This is a genomic window from Umezawaea tangerina (assembly GCF_003002815.1).
GTDB classification, from domain to species: domain Bacteria; phylum Actinomycetota; class Actinomycetes; order Mycobacteriales; family Pseudonocardiaceae; genus Umezawaea; species Umezawaea tangerina.
In genome coordinates this window covers 596,269-615,745 of record NZ_PVTF01000002.1, presented here as the reverse complement: position 1 = coordinate 615,745, position 19,477 = coordinate 596,269, and the positions used below count along the sequence as shown (strand labels likewise).

Sequence of the window (19,477 nt, the reverse complement as noted above, 5' to 3'; positions counted from 1 at the left end):
CCGACGTGGACGGGAAAACCCGGTGGGCCGGAGCGTCGCGCTCCGGCCCACCGGGTCCGTTTATCCTTGCCGCGCCGGTGTTACGGCGTCGGGTACTTCACGATGTAGACCGGCGTACCGCTCTTCGCGGCGTCCGCCGCGTCGCCCACGCCGTTGACGACGTGGTCGATCGTGCCCGCGCTGAGGTTGACCGTCATGATGTGGTTCAGCACCACGCCGGGGGTCTTGGGCACCTCGAACCCGTTCTCCGTGTGGATGGACGGGTTGTTCTGGTTGAACACGTACGCGCCACCGCCGTAGAGGGTGTGCGTCTTGACGCGGTTGCCGACCTTGTACGCGGCGTAGCCCTCGACGTTCCCGTTCATCCAGTCGGCCTGGGTGGGCGGGTCGTAGGGGAGCTCGTTCTGGTACAGGATCGTGGTGCCCTTGTCGCCGTTCCAGATGGTGTTGTACTGCTGGAAGTGCTCGACGAACAGGCCCGTCGCGGTGACGTGGTCGCCGTTGACGACGACGCCGTTGCGGCCGGTGTTGGTGTTCCAGCGCTGGGTGTCGGTGAAGCCCTCGACGCCGTGGTCGGCCCGCCACACCCAGGTGTGGTCGATGAGCACGTTGTCGCTGTTGACCTCCAGCGCGGTGTCGACCTTGCCGACGTGCGGTCCGCCGACGCGGAAGTACACGTCCGACAGCGTGGTCGGGTTGGCCGAGGAGCTCCAGCCCCAGCCGTTCTTCTTGCCCACGCGCAGCAGGACCGGCGACTTCTGCAGGCCCGCGTCGACCGTCACGCCCGCGATGACGACACCGGGGACGTCCGCGACGTCGAGCGGGATCGAGCCCTGGGTGGCGGTCAGCGTGGCGTGCCCGAGGCCGAGCACGACGGTGTTGGGGCGCTTGACCTCGATGCTCCGCGCGATGTCGTAGACGCCGGGCGTGAGCAGCAGGTTCTTGCCGCGGTCGAGCTGGTTGTTGATGTCGCGCACCGAGTCGCCCGGCTTCGCGACGTAGAAGTCGCTCAGCGGGACCGTACGGCCCTGCGTCAGTCCGGCCGACCACGAGGTGCCGCTGGTGTTCTTCCTGGCCGCGGGCACGCGCACGTTGTACTTGCCCTTGGCGTCGACGAACAGGTACGGCTTCTCGCGGCTCACCGGGGTGGTGTCGACCGTGGTGTAGGGCGGGTCCGGGAACGCCGAGTCGTCAGGAGCGCCGACGACGCCGGAGAAGACCTGGTTCCACACGCCGTTGGACCAGCTCGCGACCTCGCTGTTGCGGGTCAGCCACTGCTGCTGCGAGCCGTTGGTGGTCGCGGGCAGCTTGGAGTCGGCGATGAAGCCGCCGCTGGCGTACTGCGGACCGGCGGTGCAGTAGTCCATCAGCGACAGGCCGCCGCCGGTGATGTTGAGCCGGCGCAGCGACACCGCCTGCGAGACGGCCCAGAAGTTCGCCGTGGACCGGCAGCCGTCCTGGCCCGCCGCGTTGACGTTGATCGTCAGGTTCGACAGCGTGCGCCAGAAGTTGACCAGTGCGAGGCAGTTGCCCGTGCCGCCGTCGGCGAGGCAGCGGTTGTAGACCTCGACCTTGCCGTTGATGACGACGTCGGTCGGGGCGGCGCCCAGGCCCGCGATCTCGGTGTAGTAGCCCACCTTGATCTGCAGCGGGTGCTCGGCCGTGCCGTAGGAGCCGGGCTTGAAGAGGTAGGCGTAGCGCTCCGTGCCCATCTCGTTGTCGACCTGCTTGGTGTAGGTCGCGTCGAGCTTCGCCTGGATCTCGGCGACCGGCGTGCTCGGGTCGAAGACGGTGACGTTCGCCCCGAGATCGGGGGTGGTCGGGCGCGCAGGCGTGTTCGGTGCGGCCGTCGCGGTGGTCGCGGCGGCGACCAGGACGACGAGGCTGAGCGAGAACAGCCTGCCGAGTCTCCGGCGGCCGGGGCGGCCACCTGCTCTGTGGCGCATGATCATCATCGACCTGCCTGTTCGAGTGGCGGAAGTGGGGAGGACCGTCAGCGGTAGGTCTGAGAGCGCTCCCATCGAGTCGGACATGTTGTACCCCGCGAACCGGTTCCGCGCCATGACCAGCGGGGTGTCCTACGGACGTTTCCTGTGGTCGGCGACCGCCGGGTGTTCGGGCGGCGCGGCGCGGCACGCGGGAGGAGGATCGGGAGGGACCCCGACACAGGAAGGCACTGCCTTGGGCAAGATCTGGTTCATCACCGGTACCTCCCGCGGTTTCGGCCGGGAGTGGGCGGAGGCGGCGCTGGAGCGCGGCGACCGCGTCACGGCCACCGCCCGCGACGTCGACACGCTCAAGCCGCTGCTCGACGAGTTCGGCGACGCGGTGCTGCCGCTGGCACTGGACGTGACGGACAAGGCCGCCGTCGACGCCGCCGTCGCCAGGGCGCACGAGCACTTCGGACGGCTGGACGTGGTGGTCAACAACGCCGGGTACGGGCTGTTCGGCACCATCGAGGAGGTGTCCGAGCAGCAGGCGCGCGACCAGATCGAGACGAACCTCTTCGGCGCGCTGTGGGTGACCAAGGCGGCCGTGCCGATCATGCGCGGGCAGGGCAGCGGCCACATCATCCAGGTCTCCTCCATCGGCGGCATCTCGGCGTTCCCGAACATCGGGCTCTACCACGCGTCCAAGTGGGGGCTGGAGGGCTTCAGCCAGGCACTGGCCGCGGAGGTGGCGCCGTTCGGCGTCAAGGTGACCGTGGTCGAGCCGACCGGGTACAGCACCGACTGGGCGGGCTCGTCGGCCGTCCACGCCGACCCCATCGACGTGTACGACGACGCCCGCGCGGCCCGCAAGGCCAGGACCAGGCCCGGCATGGTCGGCGACCCGACCGCCACCCGCGCCGCGATCCTCGCGGTCGTGGACGCCGAGGAGCCGCCGCTGCGGATCTTCTTCGGCCGCGGACTGCTGGACCGGGCGCGCGCGGAGTACGAGGGTCGGCTGTCGGTGTGGGAGGCGTGGAACGACGTCTCCGAGGCGGCCCACGGCACGCCGGAGGGCTGACCGGACGCCCGTCGATGATGTTGGATGCGTGGGGTGACCACTTTCGCGATCGTGGGTTCCGGGTGGCGTGCCGAGTACTTCTGGCGGCTCGCCGCCGCTCTGGACGGCGTCACGTGCGTCGGCGTGGTGTCCCGCCGACCACGTGACCTGCCGGTGCCGGTGTACCCGTCGCTGGACGAGTGCCTGGCGGGTGCCCGCCCCGACTTCGTGGTGACGGCCGTGCCCTGGTCGGTGACGCCCGGACTGGTCGTGGACCTGGTCGGACGCGGGGTCCCGGTGCTCGCCGAGACCCCGCCCGCGCCGGACCTGGCCGGGCTGCGGGAGCTGTGGGCGAAGGTCGGGGGCAGCGGGTTGGTGCAGGTCGCCGAGCAGTACACCCGGATGCCCGCGCACGCGGCGCGGATCGCGCTGGTGCGGTCGGGGGCCGTCGGCGACCCGACCCGCGTGGACGTGTCGTCCACGCACCAGTACCACGCGGTGTCGTTGATCCGGACGCTGCTGGGGGTGGGGCGGGGACCGGCGCGGGTGCGGGCGGTGCGGACGACCGCGCCGCTGGCGGATCCGATCCAGCGGGACGGGTGGGCGGATCCGGTCGAGGTCAAGCGGGCGACCACGACCATCGCGACGATCGAGTTCGACGGTGGCGGGTTCGGGGTCTACGACTTCACCGACAACCAGTGGCACAACCAGCTGCTGACGCGGCGGTTGCTGGTGCGCGGCACGTCGGGTGAGCTGAGGGACCACGAGGTGGTGCGGCTGGCGGGGGAGCGCACGATCGTGCGGTCGGAGGTCGTCCGGCGCCAGACCGGGTACGACCTGGACCTCGACGGGTTCGACACGGACCACATCACGTTCGGCGACGAGGTGCTGTACCGGAACCCTTACCAGGGGCAGCGGTGGAACGACGAGGAGATCGCCATCGCCACGCTGCTGGAGGACACCGCCGCCTGGGTCGCCGACTCGGGGCCCGAGCCGTACCCGCTCGCCGACGGCGTCCACGACCACCGCGTCGCGCTGGCGATCGGGGACGCCGCCGACTCGGACGCCCCGGTTGACGTAGGGGACGAACCCTGGCGCTAGTCCGCCGAACGGCCCTGGGAGAAGAAGTCGAGCAGCGCCTCCAGAAGCGCGTCCGGTGCCTCCTCGGGGACGTAGTGGCCGGAGCCGGGGATGACCAGGCCGGTGACGTCGGTGGCGACAGCTCGCATGGTCTGCTCGACGGAGGCGCCGGAGGCCCGTTCGGCGCCGATGGCGAGCACGGGCATGGGGAGCCGGGTGCGTTGGCGGTCCAGGATCTGGGGAGTGCTGTGCTGGTCGCGGTAGTACTCGAAGCTCGCGTGCCGGGCGGCGGGGTCGCGCAGGACGTCCACGTAGACGTCGACCGCCTCCCGCGGGATCGAGGTCGGGGTGGCGGCCTTGGAGGCGAACTGGTGGCCGAAGTAGACCTCCTCGCGGCCCGCGACCATGCGGTCGTTGATGTCGGCGAGCCGGTTGAACGCGAAGTGCCACAGGTACTCGTTGGCCGCGGGGTCCATCAGCAGCGGGGGTGACGGGGAGACGCCGGGGAGGATCGCCTCGGCCACGGCGAGCCGGGTGACGCGGTCCGGGTGGTCGGCGGCGAGGACGTAGGCGACCATCATGCCGACGTCGTAGCCCGCGATGGCGTAGTGCTCGTGGCCGAGGGCGGCCATCAGGCCCGCCATGTCGGAGGCGAGCGTGGCGGCGTCGTAGCCGGTGGCGGGTTTGTCGCTGGCGCCCTGGCCGCGGAGGTCGGCCGCGATCACGGTGAAGTGCTCGGCCAGGTCCGGCATGAGCAGGCGCCAGCCGTACCAGAACTGGGGCCAGCCCGGCAGCAGGAGCAGCGGTGGGCCGTCGCCGCCGACGACCGCGTGCACGGTGGTGCCGTCGACGGGCACGTACTCGCTGCGGAACCGGTCGGTGAAGCCCGCCGGGAGGTGCGGGACGCCGGTCACGTCGTGGGCCATGGGGGTTCTCCGTCTCGACTGAGCGGATAGTTCATCCGATAACGGTCGAACCGTAGCACGGGAGCGGATAGTTCATCCTTTAGGTTGGAGTATCCGCTCCCGGTACGATGGCGGCGTGCCGTCGAGCCGAGTGTCCGAACCGCCGCGCAGGGCGGACTCGCTGCGCATCAGGGCCCGCCTGCTCGACGAGGCGCGGGTGATGCTGGCCGAGGGCGGGGTTCCGCTGCAGCTCAACGACCTGGCCCGGCGGGCGGGGGTCGGGGTCGGGACGGTCTACCGGCACTTCGCGACCAGCCAGGCGCTGGTCGAGGCGTTGGCGGTGCTGCGCTTCGAGGGCCTGCTGGAGGTGGCGCGGCGCGCGGCCGACGAGCCGGACCCGTGGGTCGGGATCGAGGCGGTGCTGCGCGAGCAGGTCCGGCTGGAGATGGAGTACGCCGAGGTGCGCGAGGTGCTCGCGACGACCTACGACACCCACCCGGAGACCTCCGCGGCCAAGGCGGAGCTGATGGGGATCACCGAAGGGCTGCTGGTCGCGGCCCGTGCCGCCGGGGTCGTCCGGGCGGACCTCGGCGCGAGCGACCTGCGCAGGCTGATGTGCGGCATCGGATACGCGGTGACGATCTCCGACGGCGGCAACCCCGCACTCGGGGAGCTGTACCTGCGGGTCCTGTGCGACGGCATCAGGGTGACGCGGACCTGACCCGCTTCGCCCCGTTGACCCAGGGGCGCGCTTAGACTTCTCCGCTCCGACCTCCAGGGGGCTGCGATGGCCGTGCACAGCGACGAGTTCTTCCGGATCGTGGACGCGCTGGTCGAGGTGCGGCGTGCGCAGGGGGAGCAGTACACGTCCTTCGCGGTGCGGGGGAAGCGGTTCGGCTACCACTGGCCGCGCACGCGGACCGTCGGTCTGAAGCAGACGCTGTCCGAGCAGCAGGCGCTGGTGTCGGAGCGGCCGGACGTGTTCGAGGTGCAGTTCACCTCCGGCGGGTTCGGCTGGGTGGTGGTCTACCTGGACGGCGTCGAGGCCGACGAGCTGGCCGAGCTGGTCTTCGAGGCGTGGCGGTTGTCCGCTCCGGAGGAACTGGTCGCCGAGGTGCCCGATTGGGCGCAGGGCGGCCGGTAATCGGCGTTTGTTCGCGATTCACCGGAAATGCGGCCGTACCGGTGGATTGTTTCACGGGTGGAAACCGTAGAATTGCGGTTTCGAGAACGTGTGAACGTCCGATCCGCGACTATGGGCGAATCGGGTGGCAGAGGTGTCCTCGCTGGTGGCGCCACTAGTGGGGATGCATCCGCACGTGCGGAGCCGTATGATCAGCACGACGGGGTCCGGTTCTGGTACGAAAAAGTCATTCGCCCGCCGATGGATATTCCACGCTGACACTTGCGCGGTCCGGTTGTCGGTCGTCGCCGGTGAACTGTTCGTTAGAGTCTCCGTTTTCGCCGAATGTCGTGGAGGAGGGGTCCGTGACCGCGTTGTCGGGGGCCGCCGCCGCGTACGACGACGCGCTGGTGGCCGGTGACGCGGCCGGCGCGGTGGCGTTGGTCCAGGGGCTGGTCGCCGAGGGCGCCGACCCGCTGGCGGTGCTGGTCGAGGTCATCGGCGCGTGCCAGCGCGCGGTCGGCGACCGCTGGGAGTGCGGCCGCTGGACCGTGGGGCAGGAGCACGCCGCGACCGCCGTGGCGATCTCGGCGACCGGCGTGGTGGCCCGGCTGGCCGACCACGTGCCGGTGACCAAGGGGCGGGTCGTGGTCGCCTGCGCGCAGCGGGAGTGGCACACGCTTTCGGCGATGATCGTCAGCACCGCGATGCGGCTGCTCGGCTGGGACACGGTCACGCTCGGCGCGGGGACGGCGCCCGCGCGGCTGGCCCACTGCCTGGACAACGCCCGCGTGGACGTCACGGCGATCAGCTGCACGGTCCTCGGCGCGCTGCCCGCGGCCAGGAGGCTGATCGAGGTGAGCACCGCGGCGGGGATCCCCACCCTCGTCGGGGGTGCGGCGTTCGGCGCCGACGCCCGGCGCGCCCTCGCGCTCGGGGCGACGGCGTGGGCGTCCGACGTGTACTCGGCCGAGGCCCTGCTGGACTCGTTGGCGGGCACGGTGCCGAAGGCGGTCGTCCCCGCGGGGCGCCGGGTGGCGGAGCAGTCGGCGATCGAGCTGCGCCACCACGGCCTCGTCGAGGCGGTCAAGGGTCGGTGGTCGGCCACGGCGACGCACACCGCCTCCGACGTCGGCGACCGGGACCGGTTCTCGACCGCTTGCGACGGCGTGCTGCGCCAGGCCCTGCACTCGGTCGGGGCCACGCTGCTGACCGGGGACGTGCGGTCGATCCCGGTCACCGCGGCCTGGGTCGACCGGGTGCTGACGGCCCGCGGCGCGAAGACCCGGCAGACCGCCGAGCTGGGCGGTCTGCTCGCGGACGCGCTGCACGAGTTCCCCGCCGCGCGGGACCTCGTGGTGCGGCACTGGGCGGAGGACCTGGTCCTCAACGGGGGATGCGCGCAGTAGTCCGCGGGTCATCGTCGACCGATAGCAGCGAGGCTGTGACCTTGCGTTACGCCGAGAACATCCGTTCAGTTAAGTCAGTCGCTTGACTCAGGTCGGTGGACGCGGTTGGCTTGAGGCGTCGGAGATCGATGCTGAGGAGGCTTCGCGGTGGCACGGAACGACGCTGACCAGGTGTTGGACTACCCGATCCCGGTCTCGGAGGCGCTGGAGCCGCCCGCCGAGTGGGCCGAGCTGCGCCAAGGCTGCCCGATCGCGAAGGTGAAGCTGCCCAGCGGTGACCAGGCGTCGCTGCTCACCCGGTACGAGGACGTCAAGCAGGTGCTGGCCGACCCCCGGTTCCGCAGGCGCCTCGACGCTCCGGACGCGGCGCGCATCGCCGCCAACGAGTCCGGCGGGGTGTTCAACGGGTCGATGGGGAAGGCCATGCGCGAGGAGACCCACCAGCAGTGGCGGCGCATGGTGGGCAAGTGGTTCACCGCCAAGCGGATGACCGCCCTGCGGCCCGCCATCGAGGCGATGGTCGAGCGCCTGGTCGACGACATGGAGCGCGTCGGCGGCCCGGTCGACCTGGTCGCGAGCCTCGGTTTCCCGCTGCCCGTGTGGGTCATCTGCGACATGCTCGGCGTGCCGGAGTCCGACCGGGACAGGTTCGCCCACTGGTCGAACACGCTGCTGAGCCTCACCCGGTACACGCAGGCCGAGATCGACGAGGCGCAGGCGGACTTCGCCGCGTACATGTCGGCGCACATCGCCGCCACCCGCGCGCGGCCGGGGGACGACCTGATCAGCGAGCTGATCGCGTCGGCCGCCGAGGCCGGTGCGGTCATGCCGGACGAGGCGCTGCTGGCCACCTCGCAGGGCCTGCTGGTCGCCGGGCACGAGACGACCGCGAACATGATCGGCAAGATGGTCTCGATGCTGCTGGCCGACCGCGACCGCTGGGAACGGCTGCTGGCCGACCGCTCGCTGGTGCGCACGGCCGTCGAGGAGGCGCTGCGGCTGGACGCCAACCCCGGCTTCGGCATCCCGCGCTACATCACCGAGGACGCCGAGATCGCCGGTACGCGGGTGCCGGGCGGGACGACCGTGGTGTGCAGCCTGGCGTCGGCCAACCGCGACGAGGCCGCGTTCGACGACGCCGCCGAGATGGACCTGGGACGCAGCCCGAACACGCACCTCGCCTTCGGCGCGGGCGCGCACTCATGCCTGGGCCAGTCGTTGGCGCGCACCGAGCTGCAGGCCGTGCTCGACGTGCTGCTGCGCAGGCTGCCCGCGCTGGACCTCGCCGTCCCCGTCGAGGAGCTGCGACGGGTCGACGGGCTGGTCATCGGGGGGCTGCGCGAAGTCCCCGTGCGGTGGTGAGGGCGGGTCGCGCCGAACAGGCGGGGCACACGCAGGAGCTGATCCTGACGGCGGCGGAACGGCTCTTCGCCGAGCAGGGCGTGTCCTCGGTGTCCAACCGCCAGGTCGGCGAGGCGGCGGGGCAGGGCAACAACTTCGCCGTCGGCTACCACTTCGGCTCCAAGGCGGACCTGGTGCGCGCCATCGTGCGCAGGCACGCCGAGCCGATGGACCTGCTGCGCGCGCGGATGCTGGCCGGGATCGGCGACAGCGTCGAGGTGCGCGACTGGGTCGGCTGCCTGGTCCGCCCGTTCACCGAGCACCTGGCCGTGGTGGGCAGCCCCACCTGGTACGCGCGGTTCGGCGCCCAGGTCATGACGGACCCGGTGCTGCGCCGGATCATCATCGACGACGCGCTCGGCACGGAGCTGATGCGGCGGATCCTCGACGGGCTCGACCGCTGCCTGCCGTCGCTGCCGCCACCGGTCCGCGCCGAACGCGGCGACATGGCCCGCAACCTCATGTCCCACACCTGCGCCGAGCGCGAACGTGCCCTCGCGGAGGGGACACCCACGCCCAGGGCGAGCTGGGACGACACGGCCACCGGCCTGATCGACGCGATCGTCGGGCTGTGGCTGGCACCGGTCACCGCCACCGGGGCGTGACCGGGACGACCGAGAGCGGACGGGCACCCGCCCGTCGTGCGGAGGAGAGCGACACGTGAAGATCACTGTGGACGAGGACAAGTGCTGCGGTGCGGGGTCCTGCGTCCTGTCCGCGCCCGAGGTGTTCGACCAGCGCGACGAGGACGGCGTGGTGGTGCTGCTCGACCCCGAACCGGCCGAGGAGCTGCACGACGCCGTGCGCGAGGCGGCGCAGGTGTGCCCGGCGGCGGCCATCGTGCTGAGCGGTACGGCGTGACCGCGCCCGCCCGCGTCCTGGTCGTCGGCGCGTCCGCGGCCGGCCTCGCCACGGCGGAGGCGTTGCGCCGCAAGGGGTACGACGGCGAGCTGACCCTGCTCGGCGACGAGCCGCACGTGCCCTACGACCGCCCGCCGTTGTCCAAGCAGGTGCTCGGTGGTGCTTGGGCGCCCGAGCGCGCACACCTCCGCGCGACGGAGGTTCTCAGCGCGCTGGACGCCCGGTTCGTCCTCGGTGACGCGGCCGTGTCGCTGGACGTGCCCTCGCGCACCGTCGGCACCGCCTCCGGGGCGACCCTGCGGGCGGACGCGGTCGTGCTGGCGACCGGTGTGCGGCCGCGCACCCTGCCCGACCAGGCCGGGCTCGCCGGGGTGCACGTGCTGCGCACCCTGGACGACGCACTCGGGCTGCGCGCGGACCTCCTGGCGGGTGGACGACTCGTGGTCGTCGGCGACGGTGTGCTCGGCGCCGAGGTCGCGGCCACGGCGCGGGCGATGGGCGTCGGGGTGACGCTGGCCGGGCCGCAGCGGGCGCCGTTGGAGATGCAGCTCGGACCGCTGGTCTCGGGGCTGCTCGCCGAGCTGCACACCGGGCAGGGCGTGGACCTGCGCCTCGGCGTGGGGGTGACCGGGCTGGTCGGGACGGGCGGCCGCGTCACCGGTGTCCGCTTGGCCGACGACGAGGTGCTGCCCGCCGACGTGGTCGTCGTGGCGCTCGGCGCGGTCCCGGCCACGGAGTGGCTCGCGGGCAGCGGGCTGCGGGTGGACAACGGCGTCGTGTGCGACGCCCACTGCCGTGCGGCGGACGGGGTCTACGCCGTCGGCGACGTCGCGCGGTGGCACCACGACCGGCTGGACTCGTTGCTGCGCCTGGAGAACCGCACCAACGCGACGGAACAGGCCGTCGTCGTCGCGGACAACGTGATGGGCGCGGACCGCCGGTACGTGCCGGTGCCGTACTTCTGGACCGACCAGTTCGACGCCAAGCTCCAGATCCACGGGGTGCTGCCCGCCGACGCCGACGTGGCGGTCGTCGAGGGCTCCGTGCGGGCCCGCCGCTTCGTCGCGCTCTACCACCGCGACGGCGAGGTCACCGGGGTGCTGGGCTGGAACATGGCCAAGCAGTCCCGGCTGCACCGGCAGCGGCACCTGGTGGAGCTCAAGGACCTCGCCGGGTCGCACGTGACCGCCGCCGAGGTGGAGAAGGCGGACTTCTAGGTCCTGCGGGGTTCAACAACGCCGGGGCGGCCGTCCCGCCCAGCCGGGTCGTCGACGTCTCCGAAACCGACTTCGACCTCGTGACCACGGTCAACTACAAGGGTGTCTTCTTCGCGGTGGCCGCCGAGGTGCGGGCCATCCTCGCCACGGCGGGCGCGGGCGCGATCGTGAACAACAGCAGCACCGGCAGCCTGCACGCCAACCCCGGTCTGCCCGCCTACGGGGCGGCGAAGCGAGCGGTCAACAGCCTCACCGAGACCGCCGCGGTCGAGTACGGCCCCATGGGATCCGCGTCAACGCGATCGCGCCGGGCCTCACCCTGACGCCGATGGTGCTGGCGTGGCAGGAGGCCGTGCCCGACATCGTCGCGCAGGGCAACGCGAGGACCCCGCTGGGCCGTCCCGCCGAACCGGTCGAGATCGCCGAGGCCGCCGCCTGGCGCTCAGCGACCGCGCGTCCTACGTGACGGGCGCGGTCCTACCGTGACCGGCGGCGAGGGCGTCTAGCCGTCGATCCGGAGCACGCCGATCGGCTGGGCGGGCGGCAGGACGGCGTGGCAGGCCAGCGCGGCTGGACGCAGGTCGTCGGACAGGCGCCGGACGTCGGGGACCGTGCCGCCGGCGCGGACGATGCCGTCCCACGCCAGGCGGTCGGTGGTCTCCTCGATCCCGGAGAGCAGGCGCTTGCCGTCGTCGCTGGTGGTCAGGTCCCCGTGGAGCAGGCCGCGCTCCACCAGCCCGGCCGCCGCGGCCGACCACTCGTCGTCGCTCCACCCGCGTGCGGCCTGCAGGACCACGCGCTCCAGGTCGACCCCGGCGCGCAGCACCAGCGACTCGATGCCGGTCAGCCCGGCCGCGAGCAGGGCGGCCACGTGGCCGTCGCCGCGGTGCTCGCGCAGGATCGTGGTGGCCAGCCACAGCCGCTGGAGCGGGTCCTCGGGGCGGGGGAGCGCGTGGTTGGCGGCGGCCAGCACCCGGCCGTCGCACGGCAATGCGGACGCGAGCGACCAGAGGTCGTCCGCGAGCCGGTCGTGGGAGCCGTCGGGGAGCAGTTCTTCCAACGCCCGCGCGGACCCCTCGTGCCGGGCGGCCAGCACCGCGGCGGGGGAGGCGCGGTCCCAGACGTCGGGCAGGGCGCGTGCGGTCATCCACGTCGAGAAGCCGAAGAACGACGCGCGCACCGGGGCCTCGCCCACCGGGCCCAACGGTGCCGACCGCTGCGCGAAGTACCCGCGCCAGAACCCGCGCAGGCCCGCGTCCTCCAGTGCGGCGAGCGCCGCGGGGTGGAAGTAGACGACCGCGTGCACCGACTCGAACCGCGCCCACAGCCGACGGGCCAGCGCGGGACCTTCCTCGTCCGTCATGCGCCGATGATGCCGTACGGAGGGCGGTCGCCCGTACTGGTGCGCAGGGTGCCCGACTGGTTACGTTGGGCTCACCCCATCCCCCGACGTCGTGGGAGTCGGCACATGAGCGCGCGGAACGGCACCGCCAAGTCCCGTTGGTCGAAGGTCGTCACGGCGGTGCTGGCACTCGTCGTGGTGTCGCCGCCCGTCCCCGCGTCGGCGCACCCCGGCGGGCTCACGCCGGTGGTCTTCGTGCACGGCCAGCAGGGCTCGGCGCAGCAGTGGCAGTCCAACGCGAAGCGGTTCTCCACCAACGGGTACCCGGACCGGCTGCTGCACGCCTACGAGTACGACACCAGCGTGGCGGACAACGCCGCCGCGGTGACCGGGCTCGACGGGTTCATCGCCGACGTGCTGGCCCGCACCGGGGCGTCCTCGGTCGACGTGATCGCCCACTCCCGCGGCACGTCGGTGGTGCACGACTACCTCGCCACGCCGGAACGCGCGGCGCTGGTGCGCAGGTACGTCAACGTCGACGGGCGGTCCAGCGCCACACCGCCCGGAGGCGTGCCGACGCTCGCGCTCTGGGGGAGCCTGCAGCCCAACGGGTCCATCGGCGGCGCGACCAACGTGTACCTGACCTCGTTGGGGCACACCGAGACCACGACGTCGGCCGAGGGCTTCGCGCACATCCACCGCTTCCTGCGCGGCAGGCCCGCGGCCACCACCGCCGTGCGGCCCGAACCGCCGGGCCGCGTCGTGATCGCCGGGCGGGCGCTGTACTTCCCGCAGAACGAGCCGGTCGCGGGGACCTTGCAGGTGTGGGAGGTCGACGACCGCACCGGTGCCCGACGCGGGCCTGTCCGGCACACCGTCCAGGTCGCTCCGGACGGGGCGTTCGGACCGCTGGAGGTCAACGGCCGCAAGCACTACGAGCTGGTGCTCCGGCGCGAGGGGCAGCTGACCTACCACTACTACTTCGAGCCGTTCGAGCGCTCCGACCGGTTCCTGCGCCTCCAGGTGTCGCGCCCCGGCGGGATCGCCGACTACATCGACAAGTGCCCGACCCACAGCGCGGTCACCGTCGTGCGCAACCGGGAGTGGTGGGCCGACCAGCCGGACCAGGCCGACGACGACCGGCTGGAGCTCGACGGCGTCGACGTCCTCGGGCCCGCGATCGCGCCCCGCGCACGGCAGGTCGTGGCCGCGTTCGTCTTCGACGACAACTGCGACCTCGCGTCCACGCCGGGGGTCCCGCTGCCGCCGTTCAGCGCGCTGCCGTTCCTGACCGGTGTCGACACCTACCTGCCCGCCCAGCCCGACGCCGGCGGCACGATCCGGGTCACCGAGGTCGTGCGCGGTTCCGGTGGCCGGTCGCGCACGGTCGCCGCGCGGAACTGGCCGTCGGACGCGCACGTGGTCACGGTGCAGTTCAAGGACTACCTGGACCGCGCCTTCGGCCGGTGAGCCTCAGGCGGAGGCGGCGACCGGGAGGTCGGTGTCCCAGGCGAAGCCGGTCAGCCCGAGCACCCGCGCGGACGCCCGGCTGGGGGAGACGATCCACACCCGGTGGCCGGTCCGGCCCAGCAGCACGTTCAGCCTGGCCATGAACGCCAGCCCGGCGCAGCTGAGGAACGTCACCCCGGCGAGGTCGACCACGACGTGGGTGGGGGTGCGCCCGGAGAGCTCCGCGTAGGCGGCGTCGAACTGCGGGTCGGTGTCCATGTCGACCTCGCCGGTCATGGCGACACGGGGGAGGTCCTCGTCGAAGGAGCACCGGACCCGTCCGGTCGGTAGCACGTCCTCGGTCAGCAGCAAGGTCCCGCGCCACCTTCGGTTGTGGGTCGACGCCATCGTTGCACCACGACAAACGTCCTGTCGTCAGTATGCACGCCGGATCGGTGAATCTCCAACGGTTTCGCCTGAAGTTCACCTGAAGCTCGAACGGTTCCGACGTCGTGCCAGGTCAGGGCTCAGGACGTTTGTCGGAGGACAAACATCGTGACTCAGGCGTGTTGTTCCCACGGCTCGTCGGCGCCCGCCGACCTGACCGCGTCGTTGAACTCCGACAGGCCCGTGAGCAGTGCTTCCCGGCCGTCGGGCGACATGTCCGCCAGGATCCGGGCCAACGCCTGGTGCCGGTTGCGGCCGATCTCCGCCAGCAGCGCCCGACCGTCCCTGGTCAGCGCGAGCATCACCTCGCGCCGGTTGTGCACGCTGGCCGCGCGGGTCAGCAGCCCGGCCGCCTGGAGGCGGTCGCACAGCCTGCTCGCCGACGACGGGATGGCGTCCAGCTCCGCGGCGAGACCGTTGAGGTTGATCTGCCCGTGCCGCTCGACGATCGCCAACGCCTGCATCTGGGAAGGGGAAACCCTGGTCCTCGACGTCTGCTGGGTGCGGTCCCACAGCGCGGTCAGCACCTCCGCGGCGGACTCCACGGCCGAGGACACGTCCGCTGTGCGCGGACCTCGCCGGTGGCTGCTCGTCATTCCACTACCTTGTCACCTCGGCGCCGATCGGAACAGCCCGGTGCGGCGTGTCGACACTTGTCGTCGGTGCGGGTCCGTAGGGTCGGCCCGCCGTGCACGACGGCGACCGCGCGGACGTGCCGCGCGGCCAGGACCTGGAGGCCGATGAATGAGCGCCACCGACGATCCGCCGGTCCGTGCGGAACGGGCGCTGCGGGACAGCCCGCCGCACGCGCTGCTGGACGTGCTGCGCGCCGCCCTCCAGGCCGACTTCGGCGCGACGGACTCCGAGCTGCTGCTGGCCGACTACCGGCTCAGCGTGCTGCAACCGGTGACCAGGCTGCCGCACACCGCCGCCCCGATGCCGATCAGGACGAGCACCGCGGGCCGCGCGTTCACCGCGCAGCAGACCCTGCTGGAGCCGGTGCACGGGGACGGCGTGACGGCGTACCTGCCGGTGGCCGTGCGCGGTGACCGGCTCGGCGTGCTCGCGGTGACGCTGCCGGACGTGCCCGGCGACGGGGCCAGACGGGCGCTGGCCGACCTGGCCACGGCGCTCGGGCACGAGCTCGTCGTGGCGGAGCGCGACACCGACCTCTACCTCCAGGCGCGGCGGCGCGAGCGGCTGAGCCTGGCCGCCGAGATGCAGTGGCAGCTGCTGCCGGGGCGCGGCTGCTCGCGCGACGAGTACTCGCTGGGCGGCCAGCTCGAACCCGCGTACACGATAGGGGGCGACAACTTCGACTGGAGCGCGTCGGCAGACCACCTCACCGTGACGGTGTCCAACGGCATGGGCAGCGGCATCCGGGCCGCGCTGCTCACCAACCTCGCCATCAGCGCCCTGCGCAACGCCCGGCGGGCCGGGCTGGGCCTGGTGGACCAGGCCTGCCTGGCCGACCAGGCCGTCTACGCCCAGTACGGCGGCGCGGAGCACGTGGCGACCCTGCTGCTGCGCTTCGAGCTGTCCACCGGCCGGGTGGCCGTGGTCGACGCCGGGTCGCCGCACCTGCTGCGGCTGCGCGACGGCGAGGTCCAGCTGGTGCCGTTCGAGGAGCAGATGCCGCTCGGGATGTTCGAGAGCACCGACTACCAGGAGCAGGACTTCCAGGTGGAGCCGGGCGACCGGCTGGTCGTCGTCAGCGACGGCGTGCACACCGCGCGCTCGCCCAGCGGCGGCGAGTACGGCGCGACCAACCTGGACCGGATCATCCGCGACTCGCGCTACCTGCCCGCCCCGGAGGCGGCGCGGGCGATCATCACCGAGCTGCTGGACTACCACGAGGGCAACGACCTGCTCGACGACGCCGTGGTCGTGTGCCTGGACTGGACCGGCGCGAAGGCCTGACCGCCGCGGAGCTGGACCGGCGCGGGCGCTGTGTGTTCAACGGGTCCGCACCGGTCCAGCCGGTCCGCCGGAGCGGTCCTGCCGTGCGATGTTGCTCCAACGTGCGCGCACGGCAAGCGTGGTCTACCCAACCGGGATGGCGCGTACACGTGCGTCCGCGGATTGCTTCGGGAGTCCGGTCGCCGAGGGGTGGCCGCGTCCGCCCCATTACGATCACCCACCCCGACCGCGGGCGACGACCGTGCCCGAAGGTCATCGCGAACGCATGGGGGGAACAGTGGAGCACGACGCGCGGTGCACCGGTGAGCAGCTGGAGGCCGAGGGCGAGGTCGCGATCGCGCGGCTGCTGCTGGCCGACGGCGACCTGGAGCACTCCGCCCGGCACCTGTCCGACGCGCTGGCGCACGACCCCGGACTCGCGGACACCTACGAGGCGCTGAGCGAGCTCGCGGCGCGCGTCGGCGGCCCGCGGCGGGCGCTGGCGCTGTTCGACCTGGACACCCCCTACAGCGGGACCGTCGCGGGCTACGCGCACCTGAGCGCGGCCGCGGGGGAGTGGGACGAGGCGGTGCGGCTGCTGGTGCTGGTGGCCGCGCAGGAGCCGGACCGGGCGTGGCTCGACGTCGCCTGGCTGCGCGGGCCCGGCCTGGCCGAGCTGGTGTCGCCCGAGGTGCTGGTGGGCTCGGTGCTGCACCTGGCCTCGGTGCTGCCCGACCCCGTCCACGACGACGTCCGCGAGGCGCTGTCGCCGTTGCTGGAGCTGCTGCGCGAGTCCGTCGCGCTGCACCGGGACGAGGCGAGGCTGCTCTGGAGCGCCTCGACCTTCGCCCGTCGACTCGGCGCGGTGGACGAGGCGGTCGAGTGGGCTCGGCGGTCGTTCGAGGTCGAGCCCAGCCACGAGGCCGCGGTGATGACGGGGTACGCCCTGCGCGCCGCAGGGCGGATGGACGAGGCGCTGCGGGTGTGGCAGGACGAGGCCGAGCGGACGCCGGAGGACCTGGGCCTGCACATCGACATCTCCGACCTGCTGGTCCGCGAGGGCCAGCTGGAGCGAGCGCTGGTGTGGGCGGAACGCGCGGCGGCGGCCGACCCCGAGCACCCCAAGGCCGGGCCCGCGGCCGACGCCGTCCGGTACCGGATCGACGGGGACGTGCGGCACCTCCTGGCGCTGGCCGGGTCCGACCTGCCGTACGCCGCGGAGGAGCTGGCCGACGTGAGCTGGGACAGCCCGGTGCTGGGCCGCGCCCCCGGCCAGACCGAGGCCACCACGAACTCGCTCGTCCAGCTGCTGGAACGGGCGGAGCCGTCACCGGACCTGGAGGTCGTGCTCACGGTGTCCGCTGTGGAGCCGCCCAGCGCCGTGCTGGCGCTGCACCAGGCGTTCCCGAAGGCGACCGTCGTGTTCGAGACCGTCCCGGACCCGGACCCGCGCCTGCCCAAGTACGAGGTCGCGCACGCGGTCTGGGTCTACGACGACGCGGTCGCGCGCCCCGCGGTGCCGCCACCCCCGCCGGAGGCGGCCGAGGCGGTGCGCCGGATCGCGTCGTTCCGCTGGGAGAGCCTGCCCGCGCTGTACGACGCGACCGTCGTGCTGTCGGCGGTGGACCCCCTCGACCTGCTCGGCACCCTGGTCCACCCGCCCGCGACACCGGACACCGAGTTCGGCGCCGTGATGGCCCGGCACGCCCCGAACCTGTGGCTGAGCGCCGTGCAGGTCGCCGCGTGCCTGGGCGTCGCGCACCACGCCGTGGACGAGCCGTGGGAGACCTCGCGCAGGCGGGAGATCCTGCTGGACCTCCTGCACGGCGTGGAGGACTGGGTGAACGTCGCCGCCGGGATCGCGCTCGTCGCCACGGCGTGGGTCGTGCCGGAGACGTGGCAGGACGTCAAGCACCACGTCGTCACGCGCATGGTCGACGCCGTGCGGGCAGGCCAGGAGCGGCAGGTGTCCATCCTCGGTCCGCTGTGCGAGCTGGTCCTGGTCACGCCCGAGGCCGACGACGACTTCACCTCGCTGGCGCGGGACGTGCTGTCCACGCTGGACGGCTGACCGTCACGTCCCGGCGTCGGCGACCGCCCGCGCCACCACCGCCATGGTGGCGCGGGCCCGGACCGGGTCCTCGGTGAGGAAGTAGTGGTCCACACCGGGAGTCCGGTGGTGCACGACCGGGACTCCCGCGCGGCGCAGGCGGTCGGCGTACCGCTCGCCGTCCTCGCGCAGGGCGTCCCGTTCCGCGGTCAGCACGACCGCGGGCGGGAGCCCGGACAGGTCCGGCGCGAGCACCGGCGAGGCGTACGGGTGCGAACGCGTTGCGGCGTCGGGGAAGTAGACCCGCCGCACCATCCGCCGCAGCTCGGGGGAGATCATCCCCGGACCGGCGTCGGGCACCTCGCCCGCCAGGTCGAGAGCGGGCACGCCGAGCACCTGGAGCACCGGCCGGAACGACCCGCTGTCACGGGCCTGCAGGCACACCGACGCGGCCAGCCCGCCACCCGAGGAGAACCCGCCGACGGAGATCCTGTCCTTGTCCAGCACCAGGTCGTCACCACCCGTCGCGGCCCACGCCGCGACGTCGTGGCACTGGTGCTGCGCCACCGGGTAGGCCACGTACGGCCCGGTGCGGAAGTCGACGTTGAGCACCACGACCCGCGCGGTGGCCGCGAGGTAGCGGCACCACCAGTCGTCCATGCCGGGGTGGCGCATCAGCCACGCGCCGCCGTGGAAGTGGACGTGCGCGGGCGCCCCGGCGCCGAGCCCCGGCGGCCGGTACACGTGCACCGGCACCTTCCCGTGCCTCGTCGGCACCCGGACCACCCGCGGTCGCGGCAGATCGGTGCCCGCGAAGCGCAGGCTGTCGCCGTACCGGACGGTCCACCGCGCGGTGGCGTGCATGAGCATCGCCCGCAGCCGGTCGTCGAGTCGCACGACAGGTCTTCGTGCGGGACCGGCACATCGGATCGGTCGAAGAGGTGTTTTCCGCGCGGCTACGGGGTACCACCACCATGATCGCGTCGTGGGACGCGGACGCACACACACCAGACCGGGAGTCGACATGCCTTGGGTTCGGGCACACCGCCGTCGCGTGCCGCACAGCTGGTTCAGGACCACCAGGGTCGAGAGCCACCACCGCAGCCGTCCCGGCAGCAAGGCCATCATCGGGCTGGTGATCGCTTTCGCCGTGATCCTTCTGCTGATCGCCATCTTCTAGTGCCCGACCACCCGCCCACGTCGGCGGGGACCACGACTTCGCCGGTGCCGCGGGAACGTTCCGCGGCACCGGCTTTCGTCGTGCCGGACCCGTTCGTGACCTGTTCGTGACCCGCCGGGTGCAACG

General features: G+C 72.6%; 19 protein-coding genes and 1 pseudogene. 14 read left to right on the top strand and 6 right to left on the bottom strand.

Features of this window, described 5'->3' with window-relative positions:
* Positions 1-80 precede the first annotated feature (80 nt).
* Complete coding sequence (locus tag CLV43_RS08760) at positions 81-1,946, bottom strand: adenylyl cyclase (RefSeq protein ID WP_106186832.1); 1,866 nt, start codon at positions 1,944-1,946, stop codon at positions 81-83.
* A gap of 235 nt (positions 1,947-2,181) precedes the next feature.
* Between CLV43_RS08760 and CLV43_RS08755 the strand changes: the two genes are divergently transcribed.
* Both CLV43_RS08755 and CLV43_RS08750 read left to right on the top strand, forming a co-directional pair.
* Positions 2,182-3,009, top strand: coding sequence for an SDR family oxidoreductase (locus CLV43_RS08755; protein ID WP_245886223.1), 828 nt, complete (start codon positions 2,182-2,184; stop codon positions 3,007-3,009).
* Positions 3,010-3,042: 33 nt separating this feature from the next.
* Positions 3,043-4,089 (top strand): Gfo/Idh/MocA family protein, encoded by a 1,047-nt coding sequence (locus CLV43_RS08750; RefSeq protein WP_211304282.1) that lies wholly within the window; start codon positions 3,043-3,045, stop codon positions 4,087-4,089.
* Here the strand turns inward: CLV43_RS08750 and CLV43_RS08745 are convergent.
* Positions 4,086-4,994, bottom strand: a complete 909-nt coding sequence (locus tag CLV43_RS08745; RefSeq protein WP_106186541.1) for an alpha/beta fold hydrolase — start codon at positions 4,992-4,994, stop codon at positions 4,086-4,088. The two genes, CLV43_RS08750 and CLV43_RS08745, sit on opposite strands and share 4 nt — an antisense overlap.
* A 115-nt stretch (positions 4,995-5,109) precedes the next feature.
* Between CLV43_RS08745 and CLV43_RS08740 the strand changes: the two genes are divergently transcribed.
* The 8 genes and pseudogenes from CLV43_RS08740 to CLV43_RS08705 all read left to right on the top strand — a co-directional run bounded on the left by CLV43_RS08740 (position 5,110) and on the right by CLV43_RS08705 (position 11,450).
* Positions 5,110-5,694, top strand: coding sequence for a TetR/AcrR family transcriptional regulator (locus tag CLV43_RS08740; RefSeq protein WP_146174696.1), 585 nt, complete (start codon positions 5,110-5,112; stop codon positions 5,692-5,694).
* Positions 5,695-5,760: 66 nt separating this feature from the next.
* The gene (locus CLV43_RS08735; protein ID WP_106186539.1) at positions 5,761-6,117 is read left to right on the top strand and encodes an MmcQ/YjbR family DNA-binding protein; all 357 of its coding nucleotides are present in this window, start codon (positions 5,761-5,763) and stop codon (positions 6,115-6,117) included.
* A 344-nt stretch (positions 6,118-6,461) separates the two neighbouring features.
* Positions 6,462-7,505 carry a cobalamin B12-binding domain-containing protein gene (locus tag CLV43_RS08730; RefSeq protein ID WP_146174695.1) on the top strand — a complete coding sequence of 348 codons (1,044 nt, stop codon included), beginning with the start codon at positions 6,462-6,464 and terminating at the stop codon, positions 7,503-7,505.
* 147 nt (positions 7,506-7,652) lie between these two features.
* The gene (locus tag CLV43_RS08725) at positions 7,653-8,867 is read left to right on the top strand and encodes a cytochrome P450 (protein WP_106186537.1); all 1,215 of its coding nucleotides are present in this window, start codon (positions 7,653-7,655) and stop codon (positions 8,865-8,867) included.
* Positions 8,864-9,511 (top strand): TetR/AcrR family transcriptional regulator, encoded by a 648-nt coding sequence (locus tag CLV43_RS08720; protein ID WP_245886222.1) that lies wholly within the window; start codon positions 8,864-8,866, stop codon positions 9,509-9,511. Before CLV43_RS08725 ends, CLV43_RS08720 begins: the two co-directional genes overlap by 4 nt.
* Positions 9,512-9,566: 55 nt before the next feature.
* Positions 9,567-9,767 carry a ferredoxin gene (locus CLV43_RS08715; RefSeq protein WP_106186535.1) on the top strand — a complete coding sequence of 67 codons (201 nt, stop codon included), beginning with the start codon at positions 9,567-9,569 and terminating at the stop codon, positions 9,765-9,767.
* Positions 9,764-10,984, top strand: coding sequence for an NAD(P)/FAD-dependent oxidoreductase (locus CLV43_RS08710; protein ID WP_106186534.1), 1,221 nt, complete (start codon positions 9,764-9,766; stop codon positions 10,982-10,984). The genes CLV43_RS08715 and CLV43_RS08710 overlap by 4 nt, the downstream gene beginning before the upstream one ends.
* A pseudogene (locus CLV43_RS08705) lies at positions 10,873-11,450 on the top strand (SDR family NAD(P)-dependent oxidoreductase). The gene CLV43_RS08710 and the pseudogene CLV43_RS08705 overlap by 112 nt, the downstream one beginning before the upstream one ends.
* Before the next feature lie 36 nt (positions 11,451-11,486).
* On the opposite strand, the gene CLV43_RS08700 reads toward CLV43_RS08705, so the two are convergent.
* Positions 11,487-12,347 (bottom strand): SCO6745 family protein, encoded by an 861-nt coding sequence (locus CLV43_RS08700; RefSeq protein WP_106186533.1) that lies wholly within the window; start codon positions 12,345-12,347, stop codon positions 11,487-11,489.
* Positions 12,348-12,452: 105 nt separating this feature from the next.
* Here CLV43_RS08700 and CLV43_RS08695 point away from each other — a divergent pair, with 105 nt between their 5' ends.
* A complete protein-coding gene (locus CLV43_RS08695; protein WP_170155757.1) occupies positions 12,453-13,796 on the top strand; it encodes an alpha/beta hydrolase in 1,344 nt (447 codons plus the stop codon).
* A gap of 3 nt (positions 13,797-13,799) precedes the next feature.
* Here the strand turns inward: CLV43_RS08695 and CLV43_RS08690 are convergent, their stop codons facing one another.
* Together CLV43_RS08690 and CLV43_RS08685 are read right to left on the bottom strand one after the other, a co-directional pair.
* Entirely contained in the window at positions 13,800-14,147 is a 348-nt protein-coding gene (locus tag CLV43_RS08690; RefSeq protein WP_170155756.1) for an STAS domain-containing protein, read from the bottom strand.
* Between the two features lie 188 nt (positions 14,148-14,335).
* Positions 14,336-14,818 carry a MarR family winged helix-turn-helix transcriptional regulator gene (locus CLV43_RS08685; RefSeq protein ID WP_106186530.1) on the bottom strand — a complete coding sequence of 161 codons (483 nt, stop codon included), beginning with the start codon at positions 14,816-14,818 and terminating at the stop codon, positions 14,336-14,338.
* A 148-nt stretch (positions 14,819-14,966) separates the two neighbouring features.
* Here CLV43_RS08685 and CLV43_RS08680 point away from each other — a divergent pair, with 148 nt between their 5' ends.
* Positions 14,967-16,142: a PP2C family protein-serine/threonine phosphatase gene (locus CLV43_RS08680; protein WP_106186529.1), complete on the top strand. Its 1,176-nt coding sequence runs from the start codon at positions 14,967-14,969 to the stop codon at positions 16,140-16,142.
* 265 nt (positions 16,143-16,407) lie between these two features.
* Entirely contained in the window at positions 16,408-18,192 is a 1,785-nt protein-coding gene (locus tag CLV43_RS08675) for a tetratricopeptide repeat protein (RefSeq protein ID WP_146174694.1), read from the top strand.
* A 3-nt stretch (positions 18,193-18,195) separates the two neighbouring features.
* Here CLV43_RS08675 and CLV43_RS08670 read toward each other — a convergent pair whose 3' ends face one another.
* Positions 18,196-19,068, bottom strand: a complete 873-nt coding sequence (locus tag CLV43_RS08670; RefSeq protein ID WP_245886220.1) for an alpha/beta hydrolase — start codon at positions 19,066-19,068, stop codon at positions 18,196-18,198.
* A gap of 127 nt (positions 19,069-19,195) precedes the next feature.
* On the opposite strand from CLV43_RS08670, the gene CLV43_RS47675 reads away from it, so the two are divergent.
* The gene (locus CLV43_RS47675) at positions 19,196-19,351 is read left to right on the top strand and encodes a hypothetical protein (protein WP_170155755.1); all 156 of its coding nucleotides are present in this window, start codon (positions 19,196-19,198) and stop codon (positions 19,349-19,351) included.
* Positions 19,352-19,477 lie beyond the last annotated feature (126 nt).

Excerpts from the sequence above, each read along its gene's own strand:
- CLV43_RS08675 (WP_146174694.1), top strand. The coding sequence starts at position 16,408 with ATGGGGGGAACAGTGGAGCACGACGCGCGGTGCACCGGTGAGCAGCTG.
- CLV43_RS08745 (WP_106186541.1), bottom strand. The coding sequence starts at position 4,994 with ATGGCCCACGACGTGACCGGCGTCCCGCACCTCCCGGCGGGCTTCACC.
- CLV43_RS08685 (WP_106186530.1), bottom strand. The coding sequence starts at position 14,818 with ATGACGAGCAGCCACCGGCGAGGTCCGCGCACAGCGGACGTGTCCTCG.
- CLV43_RS08680 (WP_106186529.1), top strand. The coding sequence starts at position 14,967 with ATGAGCGCCACCGACGATCCGCCGGTCCGTGCGGAACGGGCGCTGCGG.
- CLV43_RS08760 (WP_106186832.1), bottom strand. The coding sequence starts at position 1,946 with ATGCGCCACAGAGCAGGTGGCCGCCCCGGCCGCCGGAGACTCGGCAGG.
- CLV43_RS47675 (WP_170155755.1), top strand. The coding sequence starts at position 19,196 with ATGCCTTGGGTTCGGGCACACCGCCGTCGCGTGCCGCACAGCTGGTTC.
- CLV43_RS08695 (WP_170155757.1), top strand. The coding sequence starts at position 12,453 with ATGAGCGCGCGGAACGGCACCGCCAAGTCCCGTTGGTCGAAGGTCGTC.
- CLV43_RS08735 (WP_106186539.1), top strand. The coding sequence starts at position 5,761 with ATGGCCGTGCACAGCGACGAGTTCTTCCGGATCGTGGACGCGCTGGTC.
- CLV43_RS08700 (WP_106186533.1), bottom strand. The coding sequence starts at position 12,347 with ATGACGGACGAGGAAGGTCCCGCGCTGGCCCGTCGGCTGTGGGCGCGG.